At 39.1% G+C, this 24,073-nt stretch carries 25 protein-coding genes and 1 pseudogene; 23 read left to right on the forward strand and 3 right to left on the reverse strand.

The window, feature by feature from the left end:
• Positions 1-156 precede the first annotated feature (156 nt).
• The 10 genes from JOC36_RS07645 to JOC36_RS07690 all read left to right on the forward strand — a co-directional run bounded on the left by JOC36_RS07645 (position 157) and on the right by JOC36_RS07690 (position 11,423).
• On the forward strand, positions 157-1,308 hold the full coding sequence (locus JOC36_RS07645) for an ArgE/DapE family deacylase (protein ID WP_239517568.1): 1,152 nt from the start codon (positions 157-159) through the stop codon (positions 1,306-1,308).
• A 699-nt stretch (positions 1,309-2,007) separates the two neighbouring features.
• The gene (locus tag JOC36_RS07650) at positions 2,008-2,667 is read left to right on the forward strand and encodes a LysM peptidoglycan-binding domain-containing protein (RefSeq protein ID WP_205145901.1); all 660 of its coding nucleotides are present in this window, start codon (positions 2,008-2,010) and stop codon (positions 2,665-2,667) included.
• A 250-nt stretch (positions 2,668-2,917) separates the two neighbouring features.
• Positions 2,918-3,892 (forward strand): glycosyltransferase family 2 protein, encoded by a 975-nt coding sequence (locus JOC36_RS07655; protein ID WP_205145902.1) that lies wholly within the window; start codon positions 2,918-2,920, stop codon positions 3,890-3,892.
• Positions 3,893-3,908: 16 nt separating this feature from the next.
• A complete protein-coding gene (locus JOC36_RS07660) occupies positions 3,909-4,991 on the forward strand; it encodes an EpsG family protein (RefSeq protein WP_205145903.1) in 1,083 nt (360 codons plus the stop codon).
• Between the two features lie 25 nt (positions 4,992-5,016).
• On the forward strand, positions 5,017-6,171 hold the full coding sequence (locus tag JOC36_RS07665) for a glycosyltransferase (RefSeq protein ID WP_205145904.1): 1,155 nt from the start codon (positions 5,017-5,019) through the stop codon (positions 6,169-6,171).
• Between the two features lie 39 nt (positions 6,172-6,210).
• Complete coding sequence (locus JOC36_RS07670; protein WP_205145905.1) at positions 6,211-7,251, forward strand: glycosyltransferase family 4 protein; 1,041 nt, start codon at positions 6,211-6,213, stop codon at positions 7,249-7,251.
• A gap of 41 nt (positions 7,252-7,292) precedes the next feature.
• Positions 7,293-8,297: a glycosyltransferase gene (locus tag JOC36_RS07675; protein ID WP_205145906.1), complete on the forward strand. Its 1,005-nt coding sequence runs from the start codon at positions 7,293-7,295 to the stop codon at positions 8,295-8,297.
• Positions 8,290-9,375 carry a polysaccharide pyruvyl transferase family protein gene (locus JOC36_RS07680; RefSeq protein ID WP_205145907.1) on the forward strand — a complete coding sequence of 362 codons (1,086 nt, stop codon included), beginning with the start codon at positions 8,290-8,292 and terminating at the stop codon, positions 9,373-9,375. The genes JOC36_RS07675 and JOC36_RS07680 overlap by 8 nt, the downstream gene beginning before the upstream one ends.
• An 18-nt stretch (positions 9,376-9,393) precedes the next feature.
• Positions 9,394-10,782, forward strand: a complete 1,389-nt coding sequence (locus JOC36_RS07685; protein WP_205145908.1) for a lipopolysaccharide biosynthesis protein — start codon at positions 9,394-9,396, stop codon at positions 10,780-10,782.
• A 167-nt stretch (positions 10,783-10,949) separates the two neighbouring features.
• Entirely contained in the window at positions 10,950-11,423 is a 474-nt protein-coding gene (locus tag JOC36_RS07690; RefSeq protein WP_205145909.1) for a glutathione peroxidase, read from the forward strand.
• Positions 11,424-11,457: 34 nt separating this feature from the next.
• Here JOC36_RS07690 and JOC36_RS07695 read toward each other — a convergent pair whose 3' ends face one another.
• Together JOC36_RS07695 and JOC36_RS07700 are read right to left on the reverse strand one after the other, a co-directional pair.
• Positions 11,458-12,033, reverse strand: a complete 576-nt coding sequence (locus JOC36_RS07695) for a uracil-DNA glycosylase family protein (protein ID WP_205145910.1) — start codon at positions 12,031-12,033, stop codon at positions 11,458-11,460.
• A 49-nt stretch (positions 12,034-12,082) separates the two neighbouring features.
• Positions 12,083-12,403 (reverse strand): DMT family transporter, encoded by a 321-nt coding sequence (locus JOC36_RS07700; protein ID WP_205145911.1) that lies wholly within the window; start codon positions 12,401-12,403, stop codon positions 12,083-12,085.
• 206 nt (positions 12,404-12,609) lie between these two features.
• Between JOC36_RS07700 and JOC36_RS07705 the strand changes: the two genes are divergently transcribed.
• The 13 genes and pseudogenes from JOC36_RS07705 (at position 12,610) to JOC36_RS08755 (ending at position 23,378) form a co-directional block, all read left to right on the forward strand.
• On the forward strand, positions 12,610-13,662 hold the full coding sequence (locus JOC36_RS07705; RefSeq protein WP_205145912.1) for a mechanosensitive ion channel family protein: 1,053 nt from the start codon (positions 12,610-12,612) through the stop codon (positions 13,660-13,662).
• 1 nt (position 13,663) lies between these two features.
• On the forward strand, positions 13,664-14,272 hold the full coding sequence (locus JOC36_RS07710) for a DUF1054 family protein (protein ID WP_205145913.1): 609 nt from the start codon (positions 13,664-13,666) through the stop codon (positions 14,270-14,272).
• 9 nt (positions 14,273-14,281) lie between these two features.
• Positions 14,282-16,330, forward strand: coding sequence for a DNA topoisomerase (locus tag JOC36_RS07715; RefSeq protein WP_205145914.1), 2,049 nt, complete (start codon positions 14,282-14,284; stop codon positions 16,328-16,330).
• Positions 16,331-16,338: 8 nt separating this feature from the next.
• A complete protein-coding gene (gene codA, locus JOC36_RS07720) occupies positions 16,339-17,586 on the forward strand; it encodes a cytosine deaminase (RefSeq protein ID WP_205145915.1) in 1,248 nt (415 codons plus the stop codon).
• Positions 17,587-17,692: 106 nt separating this feature from the next.
• A complete protein-coding gene (locus JOC36_RS07725; protein ID WP_205145916.1) occupies positions 17,693-18,658 on the forward strand; it encodes a GRP family sugar transporter in 966 nt (321 codons plus the stop codon).
• A 150-nt stretch (positions 18,659-18,808) separates the two neighbouring features.
• Positions 18,809-20,152 carry a glucose-6-phosphate isomerase gene (locus JOC36_RS07730; RefSeq protein WP_205145917.1) on the forward strand — a complete coding sequence of 448 codons (1,344 nt, stop codon included), beginning with the start codon at positions 18,809-18,811 and terminating at the stop codon, positions 20,150-20,152.
• A 133-nt stretch (positions 20,153-20,285) separates the two neighbouring features.
• On the forward strand, positions 20,286-20,852 hold the full coding sequence (efp, locus tag JOC36_RS07735) for an elongation factor P (RefSeq protein WP_205145918.1): 567 nt from the start codon (positions 20,286-20,288) through the stop codon (positions 20,850-20,852).
• Between the two features lie 101 nt (positions 20,853-20,953).
• A complete protein-coding gene (locus tag JOC36_RS07740; RefSeq protein ID WP_205145919.1) occupies positions 20,954-21,385 on the forward strand; it encodes an Asp23/Gls24 family envelope stress response protein in 432 nt (143 codons plus the stop codon).
• A 4-nt stretch (positions 21,386-21,389) separates the two neighbouring features.
• Complete coding sequence (nusB, locus tag JOC36_RS07745) at positions 21,390-21,812, forward strand: transcription antitermination factor NusB (RefSeq protein WP_205145920.1); 423 nt, start codon at positions 21,390-21,392, stop codon at positions 21,810-21,812.
• Positions 21,813-21,968: 156 nt separating this feature from the next.
• On the forward strand, positions 21,969-22,538 hold the full coding sequence (gene infC / locus JOC36_RS07750) for a translation initiation factor IF-3 (RefSeq protein ID WP_205145965.1): 570 nt from the start codon (positions 21,969-21,971) through the stop codon (positions 22,536-22,538).
• Positions 22,539-22,563: 25 nt separating this feature from the next.
• Entirely contained in the window at positions 22,564-22,758 is a 195-nt protein-coding gene (gene rpmI, locus JOC36_RS07755; RefSeq protein ID WP_205145921.1) for a 50S ribosomal protein L35, read from the forward strand.
• A 62-nt stretch (positions 22,759-22,820) separates the two neighbouring features.
• A pseudogene (rplT, locus tag JOC36_RS08750) lies at positions 22,821-23,234 on the forward strand (50S ribosomal protein L20); the annotation flags it as partial.
• A gap of 30 nt (positions 23,235-23,264) precedes the next feature.
• Positions 23,265-23,378, forward strand: a complete 114-nt coding sequence (locus tag JOC36_RS08755; protein ID WP_239517570.1) for a HeH/LEM domain-containing protein — start codon at positions 23,265-23,267, stop codon at positions 23,376-23,378.
• Positions 23,379-23,414: 36 nt separating this feature from the next.
• On the opposite strand, the gene JOC36_RS07765 is transcribed toward JOC36_RS08755, so the two are convergent.
• Complete coding sequence (locus JOC36_RS07765; protein WP_205145923.1) at positions 23,415-23,801, reverse strand: hypothetical protein; 387 nt, start codon at positions 23,799-23,801, stop codon at positions 23,415-23,417.
• Positions 23,802-24,073 lie beyond the last annotated feature (272 nt).

A 24,073-nucleotide genomic window follows, 5' to 3' on the forward strand; every position in this document is an offset into this window, starting at 1 on the left:
CGAGAATTTCGCTACTCTTTTTATTAATTTAGAAAGAGCGGAGACAATTGAGGAATAGAATACGGTAGTTCATTAAAGCCTTACCACAGAATTATAATGCAATTCCAATATATGCTATAATATATACATCTAGTCGAACATATGGAGGATATAATCATGGATCAAAACGAAAAAATGAAGGTCTTGCAAGATTTAGTACATATCGATTCAGTTAATGGGAACGAAAAAACTGTTGCTGAATATGTACAGGATTTATTGAAACAACACGATATTGAATCAAAGATTATTCCACTATCAGATGACGATACACGTGCTAACTTGGTAGCTGAGATTGGATCTGGAAAGCCTGTGCTTGCAGTTTCTGGACACATGGACACAGTTGATGTGGATAAAGATGCCTGGGATTCTGATCCATTTGAGCTAACAGACAAGGATGGTAAGTTGTATGGTCGTGGTGCAACAGATATGAAGAGTGGTCTTGCGGCGCTCGCAATTGCCATGATTGAATTAAAGGAAGCCAACGTTGAATTGAATGGAACCATCCGTTTGCTTGCTACGGCTGGTGAAGAAGTTGGGATGCAAGGTTCAGAAGAGCTTGAAAAGCAAGGTTATATGGATGATGTCGATACTTTGTTGATTGCTGAACCAAGTGGTTACTTATATTCCTACTCAAGTAAAGGTGAGCTAAACATTACCTTTACCTCTGAAGGTAAGGCTGCCCATAGTTCAATGCCTAAAATGGGAATCAATGCCATTCAACAGTTTATTGATTTCTGGTCAGAATTGAAGCAAAACTTAGATGATTACAATAAGACTGCTGAAAATAAGGTTTTGGGACATGCGGTTTACAATGTTGATGTGATTAAGGGTGGTACGCAAGCAAATACGATTCCCGATAAGTTAGAAGCATTGTTGAATGTTCGAACAGTTCCAGAATTTGATAATGATAAGGTTCTTGAAATCATTGACCAAACGATTGCCGACTTTAATAAGCAAGCTGAGGGAAAGATTTCCGATGAAGTAGGGATGCAAGTGATTGCCATTGATGGTAACCCAGATGCTAAGATTATTGATTTGATTAAGCAAATTACGAAGAAAGATCTTGGTAAGGATATTCCAATGATTGGTGTACCAGGTGGAACAGATGCTTCAAAGTTCTTAAAGCAACACCCAACCGGGTTCAATTCAGTTACCTTTGGACCTGGTGATCCAACGCTTGCCCATCAAACGAATGAATATGTGGAAAAGGATATGTACCTCAAATTTATTGATATGTATGTTGAATTGTTCCAAGCTTTCTTCAAATAACTAAATAATTGCTGAAAAGCGTTGTCTTACACTAATAAGGCAGCGTTTTTTTATTGTTTTTGAAACACGTTTTCTACTATATAAACGATGAAATAGTCATCGAAGGGACCTATTGCATTTTGGAGTAGCGATAAATAAAAGGGGACTAATCGATCGAAACAAGAGTTTTGGTGTCGTTGTTTAAAAAAGTGAGGTAAATTTGCAACAATTCTCGTGCGTTTCGTCTATATTTTCAAGAATTCTCTACTTTATTGGAAAAAATCAGAGATTTTAACGATCTGTTTGTGGATAACTTTGGTTAATTAAGACGTAAATTTATAAGTTTTGAACACATTTGGCAAAAGTGTTATATGAAAGTTAATTAAATATATCTTTGTTCACTTTAACGTTTGTCGTTTTTTGAAATGAAAGCGCTTATAAAACGCAAAAATATCATATTTTAAAATAATTTATACGATATTCAAATTTTTTAAACAAAAATCCGCTTTTTTTATGACAAGAAAAAAGGCTATATATCAGGTGAAGGAGCGCTTTAAAACGTTTTAAAGTTACGTCGTTGTAAAAAATGTCATAAAGCGTTATGGCCTTGATATGTAAGTGAGGTTAGATTCCCGTATAGTATTCATTGTTGTTAAGGCAACCTAATAAATATAAAAAATAAACATTCTAAAAAGTACATTTATAGAGGAGATATATCACATGAATATTAAACAAGCTATTTTGATGACAACTGCAACTGCTGCCGGGCTTTTGGGTGCAACTGGAATCGCATCTGCTGATCAAGTAACAATCAAGTCAGGTGATACTCTTGCATCTATCGCACAAAACTACAACACAACTACTGATAAGTTGGCAGAAATTAACAATATCGAAAACCCAGACATGATTTATGCTGGTGAAACAATCGAAACTGAAGGTTCAGCTCAAGCAACCACCGCTGTTGCCGCTCCCGCAGCAACACAACAAGTTGCATCAACACAAACAGCCCAAGTTGCTGCGCCAAAGCAACAAGCTGCGCAAACAACTACTACTGCACCAGTTCAACAACAAGCTGCGCCAGCACAACAAGCAACTACTACTAATACAGCGCAAGCAACAAACGCTGGTGGGTCAACTTATGCCCAATTCATCGCTAACGGTGGATCAGCTGCTTTGTGGCAAGCCGTTGTTATGCCTGAATCAGGTGGAAATGCTAACGCCGTATCAGCTAACGGATACCGTGGATTAGGCCAAACTAAGGAAAGCTGGGGAACTGGATCAGTTGCTCAACAAACACAAGGTATGGTTAACTACGCTAACTCACGTTACGGTTCAGTTTCAAATGCCGTTGCCTTCCGTCAAGCTAACGGTTGGTGGTAAGATTTAACTAAGAAAAATATTAAAACAGCAGGCCCATTTATTAGGGGTTCCTGCTGTTTTTTTGTATAGAGATTAAAGATTAACGTTTGGCAAAGTGTAGGCGGTTTGGTATAGTTAACTATAGTATTGCTATTAGAAGAGTGGGGTGTTTTTTAATGGCAGAGGCGAGCCGAATGGCTACCTTATTTCGTGAAAAAGTGGCAATCTAAGATAATAAAATTAGTTAAAATAGGATGTATGGGGAATTAGAATGGCACATGTTTCGATTGTTGTTCCGATCTATAACGTAGAACAATACATAGATAAAGTAATTCAGTCAATTTTGCAGCAAACGTATACAGATTTTGAATTGCTATTGATTGACGATGGTTCAACTGATGCTTCAGGTGAACTAGCGAAAAAATATGCAACATATGATTCGCGTGTGCATTATCACTATAAGGCTAATGGGGGCCTTGCAGATGCGCGCAACTACGGGATGCAATTTGTTACCAGTAAATGGATTAATTTTATTGATGGGGACGATGAAGTTACCCCGGATTATTTAGCCCATTTAATAGCGGCAAAAGAAGCGACAAATGCAGACATTGTTGTCGCACGTTTTTTCAACTTAGCTGAAAATAAGCACATTGATGAGGTAACTTGGCCGGAAAATGAGTCAAACCTAGTTATTGAATCAGCCGATGATTCATTAAAAACGATTTTAGCGCAGAAACGCTTTGAAGTAAGTGCTTGGGCTAAGCTATATAATTTTAATCTCTTTGAACATATCCAATATCCATTCGGAAAGTTATATGAAGACTTTTTAACAACGACCAAGTTGATTGATCATGCGGACAAAGTAGCCTTTATTGATAATCAAGATTATGCTTATCGGGTTCGTGAGAATAGTATTAGTGCTGGTCAATTTATGCCAAAAAAAATGGATGGCGCAGAGTTGAGTGAAGAAATGATCGCATATGTAAAAAAGTATCGGCCAGACGCTCTGAGCTATGCATATGCAAGGGCTTTTAGTACTGTTTCTAGTTTGTATTTGCAGATGCCAGTACCCAACCAAACATATCAACAAGAAGAAAAAAAGCTGTGGCAACTGATGCAGAAGTATCGTTCACACTTTATTTTTAATCGTCACATTCGGATGAAAACTTTATTAGCAGGGTGGCTGTCATACTTGGGAGCAAGACCTTTCAAGCAGATTGGTCAAATGAAAAAGTCACGTAATTAGTTGGTAGGAGACAAAGATGGCAATATATTTTATGTTTTTCCCAGTGATTGGGTTGTTTTATCTTGCAACAAATAATCAAATGTTTAAAAGTCGAAAATTATTTGTCTTCTTAAGTTTTGCCTTTTTGGGTCTGTTTTCGGCTTTGCGTGCAACTACTGTGGGTACAGATACCCATACTTATGAAATGCTATTTATGCAGGCTGATAGAATTATCGCTGAAAAATCGCCACTTTATGATATTTTCTCGGATGTGATTCGTTTAATTAGTCAAGATCCGCATGCGATTACGGTGGCCAATTCCTTACTGATTGCCTTGTTATTGGGGTTGTTTGTCTATTGGTTACCAGTTAATCCGTTATATGCTACTTTTTTCTTAATTAGTTTGAATTTTTATTTACCAAGTTTGAACACGGCACGTCAGTTTATTGCGTTGGGATTTGTTATCAATGGTTTCTTGTTGCTGATGCACAAGAGAACATTTTGGTATCTGGTTATGATTCTATTAGGGACAGGATTTCATTCCACTGCGTTATTGGGCTTAGTCTATTTATTGGTCGCTAAGGTGAGATGGACTAAAGTGCGAGTTACGATTCTTTCAGTTGTAACGGCGATTGTGGCTGCATTATATATACAGATTTCGAATGTATTGATTAAGGTTATACCGGGTTTTAATATTTATGCTTCTGGCAGTGAATCAGGCGCAGATACTAATTTGAATCAAGCTAGCCAGGGTAGTGGGATGATTATCATTTTTAACATCTTACTTTTCCTAATCTTAGTAATCTATTTTTGTGCATTTTATTATACAAATCAAGAGATGACACATTTCCAAATATCAGTTAGTGTTCTTTTTTTAATTGGTACGATTGTTGGAATTGTTAATGGAAATGTTATCTTACTACAAAGAAGCATGGTGTACTTTATGATTTTTGGTGTGGTTATTTTTTCAGAGTTACCAGCATTATTAGCTCGCTTTGTTGTGCAAAAGGTGCCGGCAAGAATAATTGTTTTTGCTGCTTTGTTCGGGATGTCATTTGTGCAATATACGTATCAATTAACTCGAAACAATGGAAATATCATCCCATATGTGTTGCATTAAGTAATAAATGCGAGGGGGCATTTAGATGAAAAAAGCGTTATTTATAACCGCGAAAGCTAATATGTTACAGCAATTTAACCATCGAAATATTTTAATATGTCTAGCTTTGGGCTTGGAAGTACACGTGGCAAGTGATTTTATTGATGCGGGATCAATGGATCAGTATGAAACTAAAAAATTGGAAAACTGGCTTGATGAACAAGGGGTAGTAAGACATCAAGTCCATTTTGAACGTGGTATTGGTAACTATCATGATAACCGGGCGGCAGTTCAAGCACTGAACCAAATTTTAATTCATCCAGAAGAGTGGGCTTTTGTACACGTACACTCACCGTTAGGGGGGATTCTTGGACGTATTTCTGCACACCAGCAACATGTTCCAGCGATTTATACAGCACACGGATTTCAATTTTTTAAAGGTGGTCCAATCAAAAATTGGGTCTTTTATCCCGTTGAAAAACTTTTTAGTTACTGGACGGATACTTTGATTACGATCAATTCCAAAGATACAACTTTGGCCGAAAAACACTTTAAAGCGAAGCATTTTGAACATATTTCAGGAGTTGGCGTTGACGTCCGGCATGCTTTAGAAGTTTCGGATGCTGAAAAGCAGACGCGTGGTTTGCAAAAGCGAGCTGAATTAGGGATTTCACCGGATGATTATGTTCTCACCACAATTGGTGAGTTAAATGATAATAAAAATCAAAAAGTAGTTTTGGAGGCGTTAGCGCGTTTAGCTAACCCTAAAATGAAGTTGTTGATTGCAGGAATTGGCCCAAATGCTGATATGCTGCAACAGTTAGCTCGGCAATTAAAAATTGAACATCAGGTTCAATTTTTAGGTTATCGAACAGATTTAACGGATATTCATTATGCAGCAAACTTGAACGTGTTTCCTTCATTACGTGAAGGTCTTGGTCTTGCTGGCTTAGAATCCTTAGTTGATGGTAATTACGTGATTGGATCTGCTGGAACTGGAATGGCGGACTACTTGGTGGACGAAGATTTAGGTCAATTGGTGGATGCCACGAATGTTGAACAGATTACACGGGCAATTAATGAAGCGTATCAAACAGGACGTGTACCGAAGTTATCTGCACATCAAGAGTTGTTATTGCAATTTGATAAACAATCAGTTGATCAGACAATGAAACAGGTTTACCAGCATTATTTAGAATAAAATCGAGGATTGAAGGGATCGCATAAATTTATGCATATCATGTTTTTATTAAGTAGTCTGGAACCAACTGGCCCAGGATTTGTTGTTCGGTCGTTGGCAGATGAAATGATTAAGCATCATTCAGTAACGGTGAGTTATTTATTTGATACTGATGGTGAGAAACTTGCATTTTCGGATGACGTCAAGGTGTTACCGATTCATGCGAGAGCAGGCAAAACCAGTTCACAACAAAGGCAAGCTTTAACGCAATTTATTGAAGATGAGCGGGTTGATGTTATCTTCTCGCATACGCTTAAGGCGGACCTATTAAACACCCGGTTAAAGCCTAAGCGTCAAGTCTTTAAACTTTCTACCTCACATAATAATCCTTTCGAAGATTATTTAAGTGGATACGGTAAGTTAAAAGGCACGATTTTAGCACTATTACAAATGTGGGCTTTTCGACACTTAGATTTTGTGGTGACTTTAAATCCAGCTTTGGAAAAATTGCATCGTAAATTTGTTGGGAAAAAGAAAGTGGCCACAATCTTGAACGGTGTTGAGCCAATTCAAACGACAGACATCGAGCCTGAAAATTTGTTTGGCGTTGTAGCCACGTTTAATCATCGTAAACACCAGGTAGCAATTGCTAAGGCGCAACACCAGGTGGAGGGTGCTCCCATTGTTTTTTGGGGTGACGGTCCAGATCGAAAACAAGTAGAACAACAAGCAGAAGGACTAACAGCTACTTTCCCTGGCTTTACGACTGATAAGTCACGTATTTTTAGTAGTTTTAAAATGTTGATTAGTGCTTCAGAGAGTGAAGGTATGCCGTTAAGTGTGCTCGAAGCGATCAGTGCTGGAAAGCCTTTGATTTTAAGTGATATACCAGCCCATCGTTTTATTGGCGAGTTCTTACCACAAGGGGCGGTCCAATTTTTTGAGACTGAAGCGGGATTGGCTGACAGTATGCGTTACTGGCAACAACATCCTGAGGCAATTACTCAATTAAAACCAAAGATTGAAGCATCCTTTGATCAGTATTTTACTGCTGAAAAGATGTCCGATAGCTATTTGAAGCTCATTGAAAACCACTTGTAGTTAATTTGACTACGTGAGTGATTTGAGGATAAGGGGGGAGTATGTCTGAAAATTATAAATTTAAACTTTCAATTATCGTTGCAATTTATAATATTGAACATGAGATAAAAGATCTTTTAAAACAATTAGAGGAAGTACGGAAATTACCTGAGGTAGAAATTCTATTATTGGATGATGGTTCAAAGGACAATACGCCAATAGTTTTAGATCAATTGCGTCAAAGTGATAATTTTCAGGTGTTACATTTGGAAAATAGTGGTTTGAGCGGTGTGCGAAATCATGGAATTATATTGAGTCGTGGTGAATATTTGTGGTTTGTTGATGGGGACGATTTGATTGATCCGTATCTCGTAAAAAATGAAATTAACTTAATTACTGAAAATAAAATTGATTTTTTGCAATTTAGATATGAACGTTTTGACCAACCACAAGATATTCAATTTGATCCAGCAAATGCAAATGTTGAACATGTGGAGCGTGTTAGCAGTGATGAATGGTTAGAACGCTTAAATGATTTTAGAAACATGCAGTATGAAAATTATGCATGGGATCATATTGTTAAAAAATCTGTTTATGTCGATAATCAGATAACTTTCCCGTTGAATCGAAACTATGAAGATATTGCGACAACCTATCAGTTAGTTAATGCGGTTGGTCAAATTACGGTAATTGATAATGTGGGTTATTTTTATCGAAATCGATCTGGTTCTATAACTAATACACATTCTCAAAAAAATATTGATGATATGCTTAGAGCGGTTGACGAATTTCAAAAAAAAGAAAATTTGTCCTTTTCGGATGAAAATAAGCAAAATTTTGTTCATAAAAATTTGGTTGGAGCGTATTACATGGCAATCAAGTTGCCAAAATTAGAAAAGAAACGTATAAAAGAATACGTAACACAGCATATTTTAGCAAATGATTTACATGTTTTACGTAATAAATATAAATTCGAATATTTATTATTTAAGTTTAATATATATGATTTGTATTCAAAATGCGTTAAGTTTGCAAAGAAAATGATAGGTAGAGGTAGTGATGATTAGTAAATATTTCAAACCCAGTAACTATTATCGGCGTGTTCAAGAGATTGGGCTTAATTCTCAAAAAAAGCATTTTAATTTAAAGCCGTCATCAAAACCACGTGTATATTTATTTGATGTGCCTACACATAATAATTTAGGCGATCAAGCGATTACATATGCTGAGCTTGATTTTATTTCAAAAGAATTGCCTGATTATGAAGTTGTGAAGATTTTTGAAGGAATGCAAAAATCTGCGATTAATGCAGTAAAGGAAGAGATTAATTCTGACGATATTATTGCAATCAATGGCGGTGGCAATATGGGTGATGTATGGTTGGATTATGAAATTGATCGTGAACAAATTGTTGAGGCTTTTGGAAATGTTGAAAATAGGATGATTTCGTTTCCACAGTCGTATAATTTTACAGCGACTTCAGAAGGTAACCAACGAAAAGAAATTGCGAATAAAATATATTCAGGTGCACATAATTTATATATGCTTGCTAGAGAGACCCTTTCTCAAAAAAAGATGCAAGACAATTTTAATCTAAAACATGGTGTTGAACTTGTGCCAGATATTGTTATGAGTTTAGATAAAAGGCGCACAGATATTAATAGAAATCAAATTTTAACTGTGTTAAGAAGTGACAAAGAAGTTGTTCAGAATAATGAAAAAGATGCTCTGATTGGTTACCTTCAGGAACATATATTGAATATTAAGCAGAGTGATACGGTCATTAATTACAATGTGCATATTCTATCTGATAAGATGCGGGCGCGACTTTTAAATGAAAAATGGGCCGAATTTAGTTCTGCCAAGCTAGTGATTACGGATCGTTTGCATGGTATGATTTTTGCTTACATTACTGGAACCCCAGCAATTGTCTTTGATAATTCAAATCATAAGGTGAAAGCCTCTTATCAAGATTGGTTACAAGATACTGAGTATATTTATTTGGCTGATGATTATTCATTTGAAGAACTAGTTGGAATTCTGAAGCATTATAGCCAGTTAGAAAATTACATGGGTGAGCCGGCGCCTAAGATTGACGAACAAAGTTATCTAGGGTTAAAAAAAGCTCTACTAGGTGAAGTTTAGAGTACCGAGGCTGAGAAAATGAATAGATATAAAAAATTATTAGGGAATTCGGCAATATTTGCAATTGGAAGTTTAGGTAGTAAACTGATTAGCTTTTTACTTGTTCCCTTCTATACGTATGTCTTGTCGAGGACCCAGTTTGGGACAGTTGATTTAATTACAACGACTGTAAGTTTGCTTTTGCCAATCGTCAGTTTGAGTATTTTTGATGCTGTTTTCCGTTTTGTGATGGATCGAGATGAAAATCCAAATCAAATATTTACAAATGGGGTATTAGTGACTTGTCTCGGCTCATTAATTGGCCTTTTAATCATACCGCTATTGTCATACTTCCATATTGAATATTCAGGATATATCTATGCTTTAATGGTGTCAGGTGCTTTTTTGAGTCTCTTATCCAATTTTTCTCGAGCGATTGGAAAAGTGAAGGTGTTTGCGATGGCCGGAATTTTGGGGACATTTATTACGGCTGCTTCAAATATTTTGTTATTGGTGGTATTGAGACAAGGCGTTGATGGTTATTTAGTGTCAATTTTTTTGTCAAATGTTTTAGTTTGTGGTTATTTAATAATGGCGACGCAAGCTTGGCAACGTATTAAACGCCGTTATGTGAATAAACACCTCATTAGAGAGCTATTAATGTATAGCATTCCGTTAATTCCCAATGCTTTTTCTTGGTGGATCAACAGTTCAGCCGATCGCTACTTTATTTTGTTATATGTTGGGGCAGCCGCGAATGGGTTGTACGCAGTAGCAAGCAAGCTTCCAACTGTGTTGAACGTAGTTAACCAAATTTTCTTTCAAGCTTGGCAAATGTCAGCGGTTGAAGAATATGAAAGTGAAGATGCGTCGGAGTTTTATTCGCAAACTTTTAATGCCTTTATGAAATTTCAATTTATTTGTGTGGCCGGAATTTTGTTTATTCTAAAACCATTAATGCATATTTTAGTGTCTGCAGAATTTTATGTGGCTTGGCGTTACATTCCATTCTTGATGTTAGCCGTGGTCTACTCAAGCTTATCTGGTTTTTTAGGGACAACTTATTTAGCAGCCAAAAATACCTCCGGGGTGTTGCTCACGACCATTGTTGGGGCAGCAGCGAACATTCTATTTGGTTTCCTTTGTGTGCCTATCTGGGGGTTACAAGGAGCTTCATTGGCTGGCGCTATCTCATTTTTCATCGTGTTAGTAGTTCGGTTGTTTGACACCAAGCGGTTTATGCCTATCTTGGTAGATAAAGCTAGCTTTATCGTTAATCATGTTATTATTTTTATGATGATTGGGTTACTATTCAGCCAGTTTGGGATTATCTATTTAGAGCTATTGGAAGCTGTGTTGTTATTGATGCTGATTATGATTAACCGTGAGGTATTAATGGACATGTTCAAGCTCGTATTAAAGCACTAATCCTTTTAAATTTTAAAAAAATTGATAAATGAGTTAATCATTTTAAACGTTTAAGCTTATTTTTATACGGCAAGCAGTATAATCAAGTGGTAAACAAACTTAAGATAAATGCTTATATTTAGCAGGTGCATCTCAACATAAAAGTTTGCTAGCCAGGAGGTAGTACTGTGGCAACAATTTATGATTATCAACTCAATGAATTAGATGGCTCAGTTTTAGATTTAGACAAGCTACGTGGTAAGGTCTTGTTAATTGTTAACACGGCTAGTAAATGTGGTTTAGCAGGACAATTAAATGATTTAGAAGCGCTTTATGAAAAATATCACGCAAAGGGCCTGGTTGTGATTGGTTTGCCTTCCAATCAGTTTAAAAATGAATTAGCTACTGATTCGCAAACCGCAAATTATTGTCAGTTGCATTATGGGGTGACATTTCCGATGACGCAGCGTGTTGCTGTGAATGGCCCTGAGACCACGCCCGTCTTAAAGTATTTAAAGGCGTTAAGTGGCCATGGTGCTATTAAGTGGAATTATACTAAGTTTTTGATTAACCGTGATGGCGAGTTAGTACACCGTTACGCACCTATTACGAGTCCTAAAAAAATTGATCAAGAAATAGATAAGTTATTATCTGAATCATAAAAAAAGCTAGCGTCGGCTGACACTAGCTTTTTTATTAAATTAACGCATGCACAATTTCTTTTAACTCAGGAATGACATCATTTGAAAACCATGGATTCTTTTTCATCCAAATTTGGTTACGGGGTGACGGATGCACCAAGGGAAAGTATTGTGGTAAGTATTCTTGGTAATGCTGTACCGTTTCGGTTAGGTTCGCGTACCGTCGATCTTTTAGATAATACTTTTGAGCATAACTACCAATTAATAAGGTAGTTTCCAAATGTGGCATTTGTTCTAATAACTGGGGATGCCATTTATCAGCAAAGCCTTTTCGAGGCGCTAAGTCACCACTTTTACCTTTGCCAGGAAAATAAAAATCCAAAGGCAAAATTGCGATTTCGGGGCTATTGTAGAATGTTTCGCGTGAAATGCCCATCCAGTCGCGTAAACGATCACCACTCGGATCATCCCAGAAAACGCCCGATTTTTCGGCTCGTGTCCCTGGGGCCTGTCCAACGATTAATAATTTTGCTTCGGGATGCACTGAATACAATGGATCAATACCGAGAGCGGTATAACTGGCATTTTGTGGATCAGCTTTAATCGCATCGAAAATGCTCTGTTCATTCATAGGGAGCTCCTTTCAGCTTTAAGCTTCAGCGTTAATCCTTAACGTGATGTTAGTGACTGTGGGTGATGTTAATACCGATTAGACTAATCAATAACATGACTACGAAGACCCAAGTGATGGGTGAGAGACGGTCGCCGAAGATAATGACTCCAGCGATGATTGAGCCAATGGCGCCAATTCCTGTCCAAACAGGGTAAGCAGTGCTGAGTGGTAGGCTCTTACTTGCAATTCCTAAGAAGAATACGCTCAAAGCCATTCCCACAATCGTAAGTGCGACATAAGGCCACTTCGTAAAGCCATCACTCAACTTCATTGCAGTGGCCCAAGTGACCTCAAATAATCCTGCGACAATTAATTCAAACCATGCCATAAATATAACCTCCAAATAAAAAAATGCCAACTTATGATACCTTCTGTGACCTAACGGTATCATCATGACATTTTTGCAAATACGCCCGGTGGCGTTTGATTTAACTTTAATGATTCAAAGTTTAGCACGGCCAATTAAAATTGGCAATCTTTGGTTATCCTGACTATAATTGAGAAGACAAATACGAAAATGCTGGGGAAAAACACATGAAAACGAAAGATTTAATTTTATGGCTAGAAAATACCTTCAATTGGCAAACGGTTGGTATTACGGTAGCAGTGCTAGTGGGTTTATGGATTATTGCGCATTTTGGGGTGAAATTAGTCATTCACTTACTATTAAAGGTGCAACATTTTAGTGAAAACGTTAAATTAATTTTGACGAACCTAGTGAAGCCAATTGGTATGGCCATTTATACCTGGGGCGGAATCGAATTATTGAGTTACTTAGGTGCCCCGCAACCGTTTATTATTTTTGCGGCAGAGTTATTAGTGAGTGCGCTAGCGATTAGTGTGGGATTGGCACTTTATCATCTAATTCCGGCCCTTATGATGAGTGTTAGTAAAGTTGGAAAAGATAATATTTTTAAAAATAATGCCATTATCAGGTCTTTCTTAACGACGATTTTGCAAGTAGTCATGTGGGCCTGTGTGCTAATTGTGATTTTGGCAGTGTGGCACATTAACGTTAATGGTATTTTAGCGGGTGCTGGATTAACTGGGGTCGCAATTTCGATGGCAGCTCAAGATCAAATTCGCAACTTCTTAGGGGGCGTAGTCATCATTGGTGAACGTTCATTTGGTATTGGTGATAAGGTTGAATCACCTTCCATTCAAGGAACGGTTGAAGACATTACCTTCCGTTCGACCAAGTTACGCACGGCCACAGGCACTTTACAGGTTGTACCTAATTCAACTTTAGCAAACGAACCAATTACGAATGTGTCACAATTAAATCATCCCCAAATCCAATTAGATTATTACTTAGATGTTAAAACGACTAAGAATCAAATTGAGCAATTGCGTCAGCGGTTAAACCAAGCATTAAAAGAGAGTGGTTTATTTGTTGATGACCAACAACAGGTTAATTTTTTAGATATCTCCCAAAAAGGATGCCATCTGCAAGTTGGTGGTCCATTGAGTAAGCAAGGACAGTCTGACCAAAACCAGACGAAGTTAACAGTGAATTTATTAGTGCTTGATCAAACAGCGGCGTTAGATGTTGATTTAGTACAAACTGCAAGCATGACGGAGGGTTAGGATGTTTGAAGAAAAAGACTTTGACGTGTTCAATGAACCAACTCTCGAGGGTAGGATGACGGCGATTCGAAATGAGCTAGATCCTAAATTTGAGACTTTTGCCCAGCAGGCTTTACCGGTTTTAGAACAAGATGGACAAACTTGGTATGCGCATGTTGCCAAGCATTTACGACGTACAGTCTATCCACCTGAAAATACCTGGGTAGCTTTGGCCCCAAATAAGCGTGGCTATAAGATGTTGCCACATTTTGAATTGGGCTTTTGGGATGATCGGCTTTATTTGTATTTGAGTTGTTTGGAGAACTTAAAGAAAGATGCTGCGGCAACGAGCATGTGGGCAGAGCGACTAGCAGCGATTCAACCGGAGCTACGTCGGCTACCCGACAACTTTGTTATTAGTCCGAATCATATGGAAAAGCCAGTGATGCCATTAAATGCGGCCAATAGTACCGAAACAATTGAAAACTATGCAGCTAAGAAGCATACAGAATTTTCAGTTGGGTTAAATGTGATGCGAGATGATACTTTAATGGGTACGACAAAATTAGATGATGTGCTTTTGCAGACCATTACAGCTTTGCTACCAATTTATGAGCGATTGCGTGATTAAGGTGGCCGCATGACTAAATATTTGATTTTGACCGAGAAGCCATCTGCGGCTAAAAACTTTGCGACAGCCTTGCATGGTGCGAGTGGACATTTTGCTGATTTTGACTATCGTATTATGAATTTGCGTGGTCATTTGTTGAATTTCAAAGAACCTGACGCCATGGTAGCACCAGAGTTAGCCAAACAGTATAAATCTTGGAAACTAAAGGATATGCCATGGCAATTAAGTGATTTAAATTGGCAACGGACTTATGTTAAGCAGCGTGGTAAGGGGCAAACGAGTAAGCAACTGTTGGATCAAATAAAGGCTGAACTGCAGAACGGCTATGATGGGGTGGTCATTGCGACTGATAATGACCCTTCTGGTGAAGGGGATTTACTTGCGTTTGAAGCGCTGGATGCGATTAAGTGGCGTGGTGCAGTTTATCGAGCCAATTTTATGGATGAAACTGCACCATCAATTCAAAAAGCATTGAAACAACTGCAACCAATTGCTGATAAATGGCAATTTGGTCCATATTTAAAGGGTGAAAGTCGCAGTCGTTGGGATTTTGCCTCGATGCAATTAACGCGAATTGCGACAACGTTGGCGAAGGAAAAAGGCTTTAAGGTTGTGGCGCGCGAAGGGCGCTTAAAGTCAGTCATTATTTGGAAAATCTATGAACAATGGCAAAAAATTAAAGCGTACGTACCCAAAACGTTTTATGAAGTGAAATTTAAAGATCCAGCTGGACATGTTTTTTTGCGTAAACCGGCACGGGAACAAACCGATGTACCTTGGCGTTTTGAACAGCAAGGGCTGGGGCAACAAGATTTAGCGAGCTATCAGCCTAGTCAGATTGTTAACGAACAACACACAACTAAACGGATGGCGCCACCACGACTATTAGATTTGGCGGGTTTGGCTGCTTTGTTGGCACCACAAGGCTTATCATCAAAACAAGTGTTGAGTACTTATCAAAAAATGTATGAAGCACAGTATGTGTCATATCCGAGGACCGAAGATCGGAATGTCACACCAGAACAATTTAATGAATTGTTGCCAGTGATTGATAAAATCGCGGCCGTCGTTGGAGTTGATGCACATTTGTTAACGCATCGGGAGCCGCGCAAGACCCATGTGAAAAATCAAGGTAGTCACGGAGCAAATCGTCCTGGGGTTAAAGTGCCCAATGATTTAGCACAGTTAGATAAGTTTGGACCTGGAGCACAAGCAATTTATCGAACCTTGGCCAAAAATTACTTAGCGATGTTAGCGGAAGATTATATTTATGATCATGTGACAGCTGAGTTAGCTGATTATCCTGATTTTAAAACAAGCTATAATTTACCAATTCAATTGAATTTTAAAGCAATTTTTAATCCGCAAAAAGATGAAGAGACTGGAATCGCTGGCCCCCTTGGCCCAATGGCTGAACCTTTTTTGGCCGAAGGTGTCAATCCAAAGCCACAAACCCCGACGACCAAGTGGATTATGGCTTATTTGGAAAAGCAAGAAGTTGGTACCGGTGCTACTCGGGTATCAACCTTGTCCGAAATGAGCCAAGGAGCCAAAGCGATGTTGGCTGAAAGTAAGGGGAAATTGACTCCGACAAAGACTGGGGATGTTTCAGCAATTATGGTCGAAAATACTTGGATTGCATCACCAAAAATTACCCGACGACTGTTTGCCATGATGGACGAGGTTGGAAATTTTCAAATGCCTATGTCGCAATTATTGCAATCAGTCACCCAAGTGATTGAGCATGATCTGCCACAGATGCAACATAATGCAGAAGCGTTAGTACCCAAGTTAGGAGCGGCCCCTAAAACGCGCAAGGTAAAAGCAAAGCCCAAAGCTCCGCAAGTGACCGGAACTTTTAACGGTGAAGCGGTTCATTTTGCCAAAACGTGGGGTGAACATACTTTTACTGAACAGGAAATTACCGACTTGTTAGCGGGAAAGACGATTACTTTTGAGACAACGACAAAGCAAAAGAAGCCTTTCACAGCAAAAGGACGACTTGGTAAGCGGACCTATCGTGGTAATGAATACGTCGGATTTAAATTAGTGAAGTGAGGAAAATGATGTTAATTAAAGCGGTAAGAATTGAAAACGCAGAAACTTTACAGGATATTTTGATTGAGGATGGACGGATTAAGCAAATCGCGCCTGATATACAACCAAGTGACAATGATACTGTGATTGAAGGTAACGGGGCTTTGGTAATCCCACCATTTGTTGATCCACATGTACATTTGGACTCAACAATGACGGCAGGTGATCCGGAATGGAACGAGAGTGGGACTCTTTTTGATGGGATTCGAATTTGGTCCGAACGGAAGCAAAAATTGTCTTATGATGATGTTTATCAACGCGCAACCGAGGCGTTGAAGTTACAAGCATCCCATGGGCTACAATTTGTCCGTTCACACGTGGATGTTACTGATCCTGATTTAGTGGCATTGCGCGCTTTGCTAGATGTTCGAAAAGATGTGGCCCCTTGGATGACTTTGCAGTTGGTTGCTTTTCCTCAAGAGGGGATTTTGTCGTTTCCAAATGGTAAGGCCTTAATGGAAAATGCCGCCAAGTTGGGGGTCGATGCGCTTGGAGCGATTCCGCATTATGAATTTACACAAGCCTATGGGGCTGAATCGATTCGTTTCGTGGGTGATTTAGCACAAAAGTACGGTTTGATGATTGATGCTCATTGTGATGAAATTGATGATCCGGCTTCACGCGGCTTAGAAACGTTGGCCACCGTCGCATACGAAACTGGACTAAAGGAAAAGGTCACGGCTTCACACACGACTGCAATGGGTTCATATAATGATGCCTATGTTTATAAGTTAATGCGGCTATTGCAGATGGCGGACTTAAACTTTGTTTCAAATCCATTAATCAATATGTATCTGGGGGGGCGTTTTGATACTTATCCTAAGCGACGTGGCTTAACTCGCGTAAAGGAATTAGATGCGGCTGGTTTGAACGTGGCCTTTGGGGAAGATGATATCAAAGATCCATGGTATCCAATGGGTAATGGAAATATGTTGGATGTTCTACACTTAGGCCTCCATGCCACGCAAATGATGGGATATACTGAAATTCTAAATTCATACCGATTTATCACCCATAACGGAGCACGTGTGATGCAAGTTGAAGATGAATATGGTATAGCTGAAGGGAAGCCTGCTAATTTATTGATGTTTGATGCTGATAATTGGTATGACGCATTGAATGAACGCGCTAATATGCGCTATTCAATTCGAAATGGCGAAATTTTAGTGGAACAAAAACCGGCGCCTCGGACTACAAATTTTGATCAATTTGTCTAAATCTATTTCAAATTAAAATTTCTGTAAACGTTTGCAAGCGGTTTCTCTTTGTGATAAGATTACATCTTGTTCAATTATAAAATTAGATTTTAAGGAGAAATTATTTATGTTAATGCTTGTAGCATTGATCCCAGCGCTTGCTTGGGGCTCAGTTGGTATCGTCACAACTAAGATGGGTGGTACTGCGGCGCAAGGAACAATCGGAATGACTTTGGGAGCGTTGATTTTCGGGCTTGCAACAATGTTGTTCTATGTTATTCCTGCTGCTGGAGCTGATTATGCCTTTAACCCACGTATCTGGTTAGTTGGATTTGTTTCTGGTTTGTTCTGGGCGGTTGGTACTGCCGGACAATTCGTTGCCTTCAAGAAGTTGGGTGTTTCAGTCGGTAACCCACTTTCAACAGCTAGTCAAATTGCCTTGAACGCCTTGATGGCTGCTTCAGTGTTAGGTGAATGGACAACGGGTAAGATGTGGTTGTACGGTTTGATTGCGATTGCAGCTGTTGTTGCTGGAGCAATTTTCACATCACTTCCTGATAAGAATGCTAAGGCGGATGTTAACCCTGAACATGATCCTAAGGGTGGCTTAATCGCGATTACAATTTCATCACTTGGTTTCATGATGTACTTTGTGTTCCCTAACTTGTTGAACAAGGTGGGTTACATCTCAAACTCATTGCACAATGCGCCTGATGGTAGTGGTTTGCACTATATGACTGCGATTGTGGGACCACAATCAATCGGTCAAGTTATTGGTGCTTTGCTAATTGTTATCTTTGTTATGCACGAAGGTAAGACAATGTGGAAGCCAGCTACTTTCCGTAATATCCTAACTGGTTTGATTTGGGGAATTGGTAACATTGCGATGTTCATCTCAGCTGCTAACCCACAAATTGGTCAAGCAACTGCGACGACATTGTCACAATTGGGTATCATCGTTGGAACATTCGGTGGTATTTACATCTTGCACGAAAAGAAGACGCCTTATCAGATGAAGTACATCATCTTAGGAACGGTTCTTGTCGTAGTAGGTGCGGTTGTGATTGCCAACCTTGGCTCACTTGCCGGCTAATAAAGCATGATTTAAAAGTCCTTGTTAATTTACAAGGACTTTTTTTATTGAAAAAATTTGTTTTTTTTATTAGAAACCGTTTTCATATAAAACAAGTCGTGCTATAATCGGTATATACCATTCAAAAGAAATAAAGGGGTACTTCTTATTATGACAACACTTAATTTTGATACGTCTAAGTTAGCTTCATTTGTAAATGATGAAGAACTAGATTTGATTCAACCAATGGTTGATAAGGCCGACGAGTTATTGCACCAAGGCACTGGTGCTGGTTCTGACTTCCTTGGTTGGTTAGACTTGCCAGTTGATTACGATAAGGATGAATTTGCACGTATCAAGGAAGCTGCAAAGAAAATCCAAAGTGACTCAGAAGTTTTGGTTGTTATCGGAATCGGTGGATCATATTTGGGGGCCCGAGCAGCAAATGACTTTTTGAATGATTACTTTGATTCAGCTTATCCGGCTGACCAACGTAAGATGCCACAAATTGTTTTTGCTGGAAACTCAATTTCACCACAATACGTTAACTCATTAATTAAGTTAATTGGGGACCGTGACTTCTCAATTAATGTGATTTCAAAGTCAGGAACAACGACAGAACCAGCCATTGCTTTCCGTGTCTTTAAGGAATTGCTAGAAAAGAAGTATGGCAAGGAAGAAGCACGTAAGCGAATCTATGCTACTACTGATGCGCATAAGGGTTCATTGAAGCAAACTGCTGATGAAGAAGGTTACGAAGAATTTGTTGTGCCTGACAGTGTTGGTGGTCGTTTCTCAGTTTTGACAGCTGTTGGTTTGTTGCCAATCGCCGCTGCTGGTCATGATATTGATCAATTGATGGCTGGTGCTGCCCAAGCCCGTGCTGACTACACTGATACAGATGTTAAAAAGAATGATGCGTATGCCTATGCAGCTTACCGTAACATTTTGTACCGTAAGGGTTACACAACAGAATTGCTTGTCAACTACGAACCAACATTGCAACAATTTGGTGAATGGTGGAAGCAATTGCAAGGTGAATCAGAAGGTAAGGATGGCATGGGAATCTTCCCAGCTACTGGTAACTTCTCAACAGACTTGCATTCATTTGGACAATACATCCAAGATGGTCGTCGTAACTTGTTTGAGACGTTAGTACGTGTTGATACACCGCTTTCAGATGTTACAATTCCTGCTTCAGGTGCTGACGATGGCTTGGGCTACCTTGAAGGTGAAACAATGTCATACGTTAACAAGACTGCTTCAGATGGTACTTTGTTAGCTCACGTTGACGGCGGTGTGCCTAACATGGTCGTTGAGTTGGATCAACAAAACGAATTTGCGCTAGGCTACATGATTTACTTCTTTGAATTGGCTGTTGGTATCTCAGGTTACTTGAATGGTATCAATCCATTTAACCAACCAGGTGTTGAAGCATACAAGACAAATATGTTTGCTTTGCTTGGTAAGCCAGGATACGAAGACAAGACCGCTGAGTTGCGTTCACGCTTGTAATAAAAAATGTCAAAAAGCCTCGTTCCGTGTTTGCGGACGGGCTTTTTTGTCGCCTTGCGATAATTTGCTTGTTTAAACTGGCGCTTAGTTATGGTAATATTAATCGAAAGATAAAATTTTAGGAGATTCAATCATGGCAACTATTGGTATGAATGATTTAAAGACTGGTCTAACAATCTTGTATAACCAGTCAATCTGGCGCGTGTTGGAGTTCCAACACGTTAAGCCTGGTAAGGGTGCAGCGTTTGTGCGTTCAAAGTTGAAGAACTTGCGTACAGGAGCAGTGAACGAAGTGACTTTCCGTCCCGGAGATAAGTTTGAAACTGCAAACATCAACTCTGCAGATATGCAATATTTGTATGCAGAAGGTGATTCTCATGTCTTCATGGATACTGAAACATATGAACAAATTTCAATTCCTGATGACAAGATTCAAGATGCTTTGAAGTTCTTGCTTGAAAACATGGTCGTACGTGTTACAACGTATGATGGTGAAATCTTGGACGTTGAAGTACCAAAGACAGTTGAATTGACTGTTACTGAAACACAACCAGGTATTAAGGGTGCTACTGCTAATGGTGGTGGTAAGCCAGCAACTATGGAAACAGGTCTTGTTGTGACAGTTCCTGATTTCGTTAACGCAGGTGATAAGCTAATTATTAATACTGATGATGGTGGATCATATTCATCACGTGCTTAATTTTTATTTAGGGCGGTTGAACCACCAGTAAATAAAGATGCAAGTATATAATCGTGCCGACCGGCCGCCGGCCGGCACTTTTATGTTTAAGGAGGAAATCCATGGCTGAAGAAACAATTTTATTAGATCAACCTGCTGACACACAAGGTGCCACACGTGTGAATGTACGTGTATTAGACATCATTGCAGCTCTAGCAACTCAAGAAGTTGAAGGTGTTGCTAGTTTGCGTGGTTCATTATCAGATCGTGCCCAAGAAGTATTTGGTCGTCAAGTTCGTGGTAAAGGTGTTGAGCTCGTTCAATCTGAAAATGGTTTAATTATTGATGTCTATGTTTATTTAAACTATGGCGTCAACGTACCCAAGCTTGCAGCTGAAATTCAAGAACGTGTGACATTGCAAATTGCAGCTATGACTGAATTAGCGGTTTCAGAAGTGAATGTACACGTTGAAGGAATGATTTCACCTAAGTTTGCTTCACAATTTGATCCAAACAATTTGTTTGGTGAAAAAGATGTAGCGGAGGATGCTTAACGCTATGACGAAATTAAATCGACATCAAGCACGGCAGGTTGCCTTCCAAACTTTATATGGTTTGGCCATGAATCCTGACGCACAAGTGGAGGACATTGTCCGCCAAGTGCTAACCGGTGATCCTGAAATCGAATGGACAGGGGAACTACCCCAAGATGTCATCGACTTAGTCAATGAAGTTGTTGCAAATCAGAATAAGTTGGATTTGCAAATTTCTAACTATCTGACTGATCGGTGGACGATTGATCGACTAAACCCGGTTGACTTAAGTTTGATGCGGCTTGCGCTATATGAAGCGCAAACAGATGCAGTGCCAGCAAAAGTTGCCATTGATGAAGCTTTGCAACTCGCCCATGAATTTACGGATGATGAGTCACGTAAATTCATTAATGGGGTTTTGAATAAAGCCTTGACGGAAAACAAGTAATTGGCTATAATTAAACATCGTTAGGAAATAAAGTAACGGCGACCCGCCGTTCACCTAGTTGAGTCAGCTTGACGGGTAAATCAGTGAGAACTAATTATTAGTTTGAATTTACGGCGGGTCATCGTATGCAAATACGGTGAACCGCTTTTATTATACATTTATTTCAAGCAAGTTTTATTGGAGGTAGAGACCATAGCAAACGCACGTCAACCACAACAGCAAAAAGATTTGATTAACGACCGTATCCGTGCTCAAGAAGTACGCTTGATTACCGATGATGGTGATCAAGGTGTTATGCCAACAAGCCAAGCACAAAAGATGGCCGATGATGCTGAACTTGACTTAGTATTGGTGCAGGCAAATGCTAAGCCACCAGTTGCTAAGATTATGGATTACGGAAAGTTCAAGTTTGATTCACAAAAGAAGCAACGTGAACAACGTAAAAATCAAAAAACTGTTAGCGTAAAAGAGATTCGTTTAAGTCCAACAATTGATGACAACGACTTTAATACTAAGAAAAAAGCTGCTGTTAAGTTTTTGGAAAAGGGTAATAAAGTTAAGGTTTCAATTCGTTTCCGTGGGCGTGCCATCACGCACAAGGAAATCGGACGAGAAGTAATGAACCGTCTTGCTGAAGACTTACAAGATATTGCCAAAGTTGAAGCAAGAGCAAAGATGGAAGGGCGCAGCATGTCTATGGTGCTTGCACCTAAGGAAACTAAGTAACTAAACCAGTTTGGAGGAAAATACTATGCCTAAGTTTAAGACACACCGCGCTTCAGCAAAGCGTTTTAAGAAGACTGCCAATGGTGGCCTAAAGGGAGCTCACGCTTTCACATCACACCGTTTCCACGGTAAGACAAAGAAGCAACGTCGCCAATTGCGTGGAACATCAATGATGAACAACACGACTGTTAAGAACTACGTCCACATGTTGGGTCGTTAATCTACTTAACACTTAAATATAGAAACTAAACTGATTTATATTAAATACTGGAGGAATTATCCATGCGAGTTAAAGGTGGAACTGTTACACGTGCGCGTCGTAAGAAGATGATCAAGTTGGCCAAGGGTTACCGTGGCCAACGTCATATCAATTATAAGGTTGCCAAGGAACGTGTTTGGAAGAGCTGGAACTATGCGTTCCGTGATCGTAAGCAAACAAAGCGTAACTTCCGTAAGCTATGGATTGCACGTATCAACGCTGCAGCCCGTATCAACGGTTTGTCATACTCAAACTTCATGCACGGTTTGTCATTGATGGGTACAACTGTTAACCGTAAGATGCTTGCTGACTTAGCTATCTCTGATTCTGAAGCTTTTGCTGCTTTGGCTGAAGATGCTAAGAAGGCTTTGGCTTCAGAAGGTAAGCATGTTGCTTCAAAGACACCAGCAACAACTGAAAAGACTGTTACTATCAATGCTAAGGCACCAAAGGCTGCTAAGTCAGAAATGCCAAAGCCAACTGATAAGAACACTGTTGCTGAAATCAAAGAATATTTGACTGCAAACAAGATCGATTTCCCTGCTTCAGCTAAGAAGGCTGAATTGTTGGAATTGGTATAATAAAAAAAGATTGTGTGATTGTCACGCAATCTTTTTTTATGCCAGAAAAAATAAACCAAACCAACTAAGCGTTAAGCTTGGTACGAAAGGTGTTGGGCCATGACGATGCTGTAGGTAGTGAATAAGTATTTGTAAGTAGCATGCCATGTTTAACCAAATAAGCCAGTTTATGGGTGATGTAAGACAGAATCCACAAAAGAGGATATCTATATCACCAGCACCAATCCAAGTATTTGCTAAGAAATAATGAAAAATCAACCATAAGCCATAACAAAAGCTAGCTAACCAAAACGTTTTCAGATTTAAAAGGATGTAGCTAAAGTAAACTGGGATTAAATAGTAGCCATTGATTGTCTTTGTTTTTAAATCTTGGCAGGCTAGCAACAGTAAAGTTAAAGAAAAAATCAAATGAATAATCAACATAAGGTACTCTCCTTTGGGTGAAATGACGGTAAGTTAGCGGGATTTTACAATTATGATACGCCCGGTATTGTTTGCAAAATGAATGCCTATAGAATGGGATTATTTATCTAAAAACTTCTTGCATCCTGAGAGTAGAGATGGTATATTATTCATTGTGCTTTAAGTGAGCAAGGGTGTTTACGTGTTCAACGTGACGTGCTGAACTCTTAAACGAAAAGTACCATTGAAACCATTGCCTCGTGTCATTAAGTGACACGCCTGGTAATGTGGAC

Source organism: Weissella uvarum (genome assembly GCF_016908785.1).
GTDB classification, from domain to species: domain Bacteria; phylum Bacillota; class Bacilli; order Lactobacillales; family Lactobacillaceae; genus Weissella; species Weissella uvarum.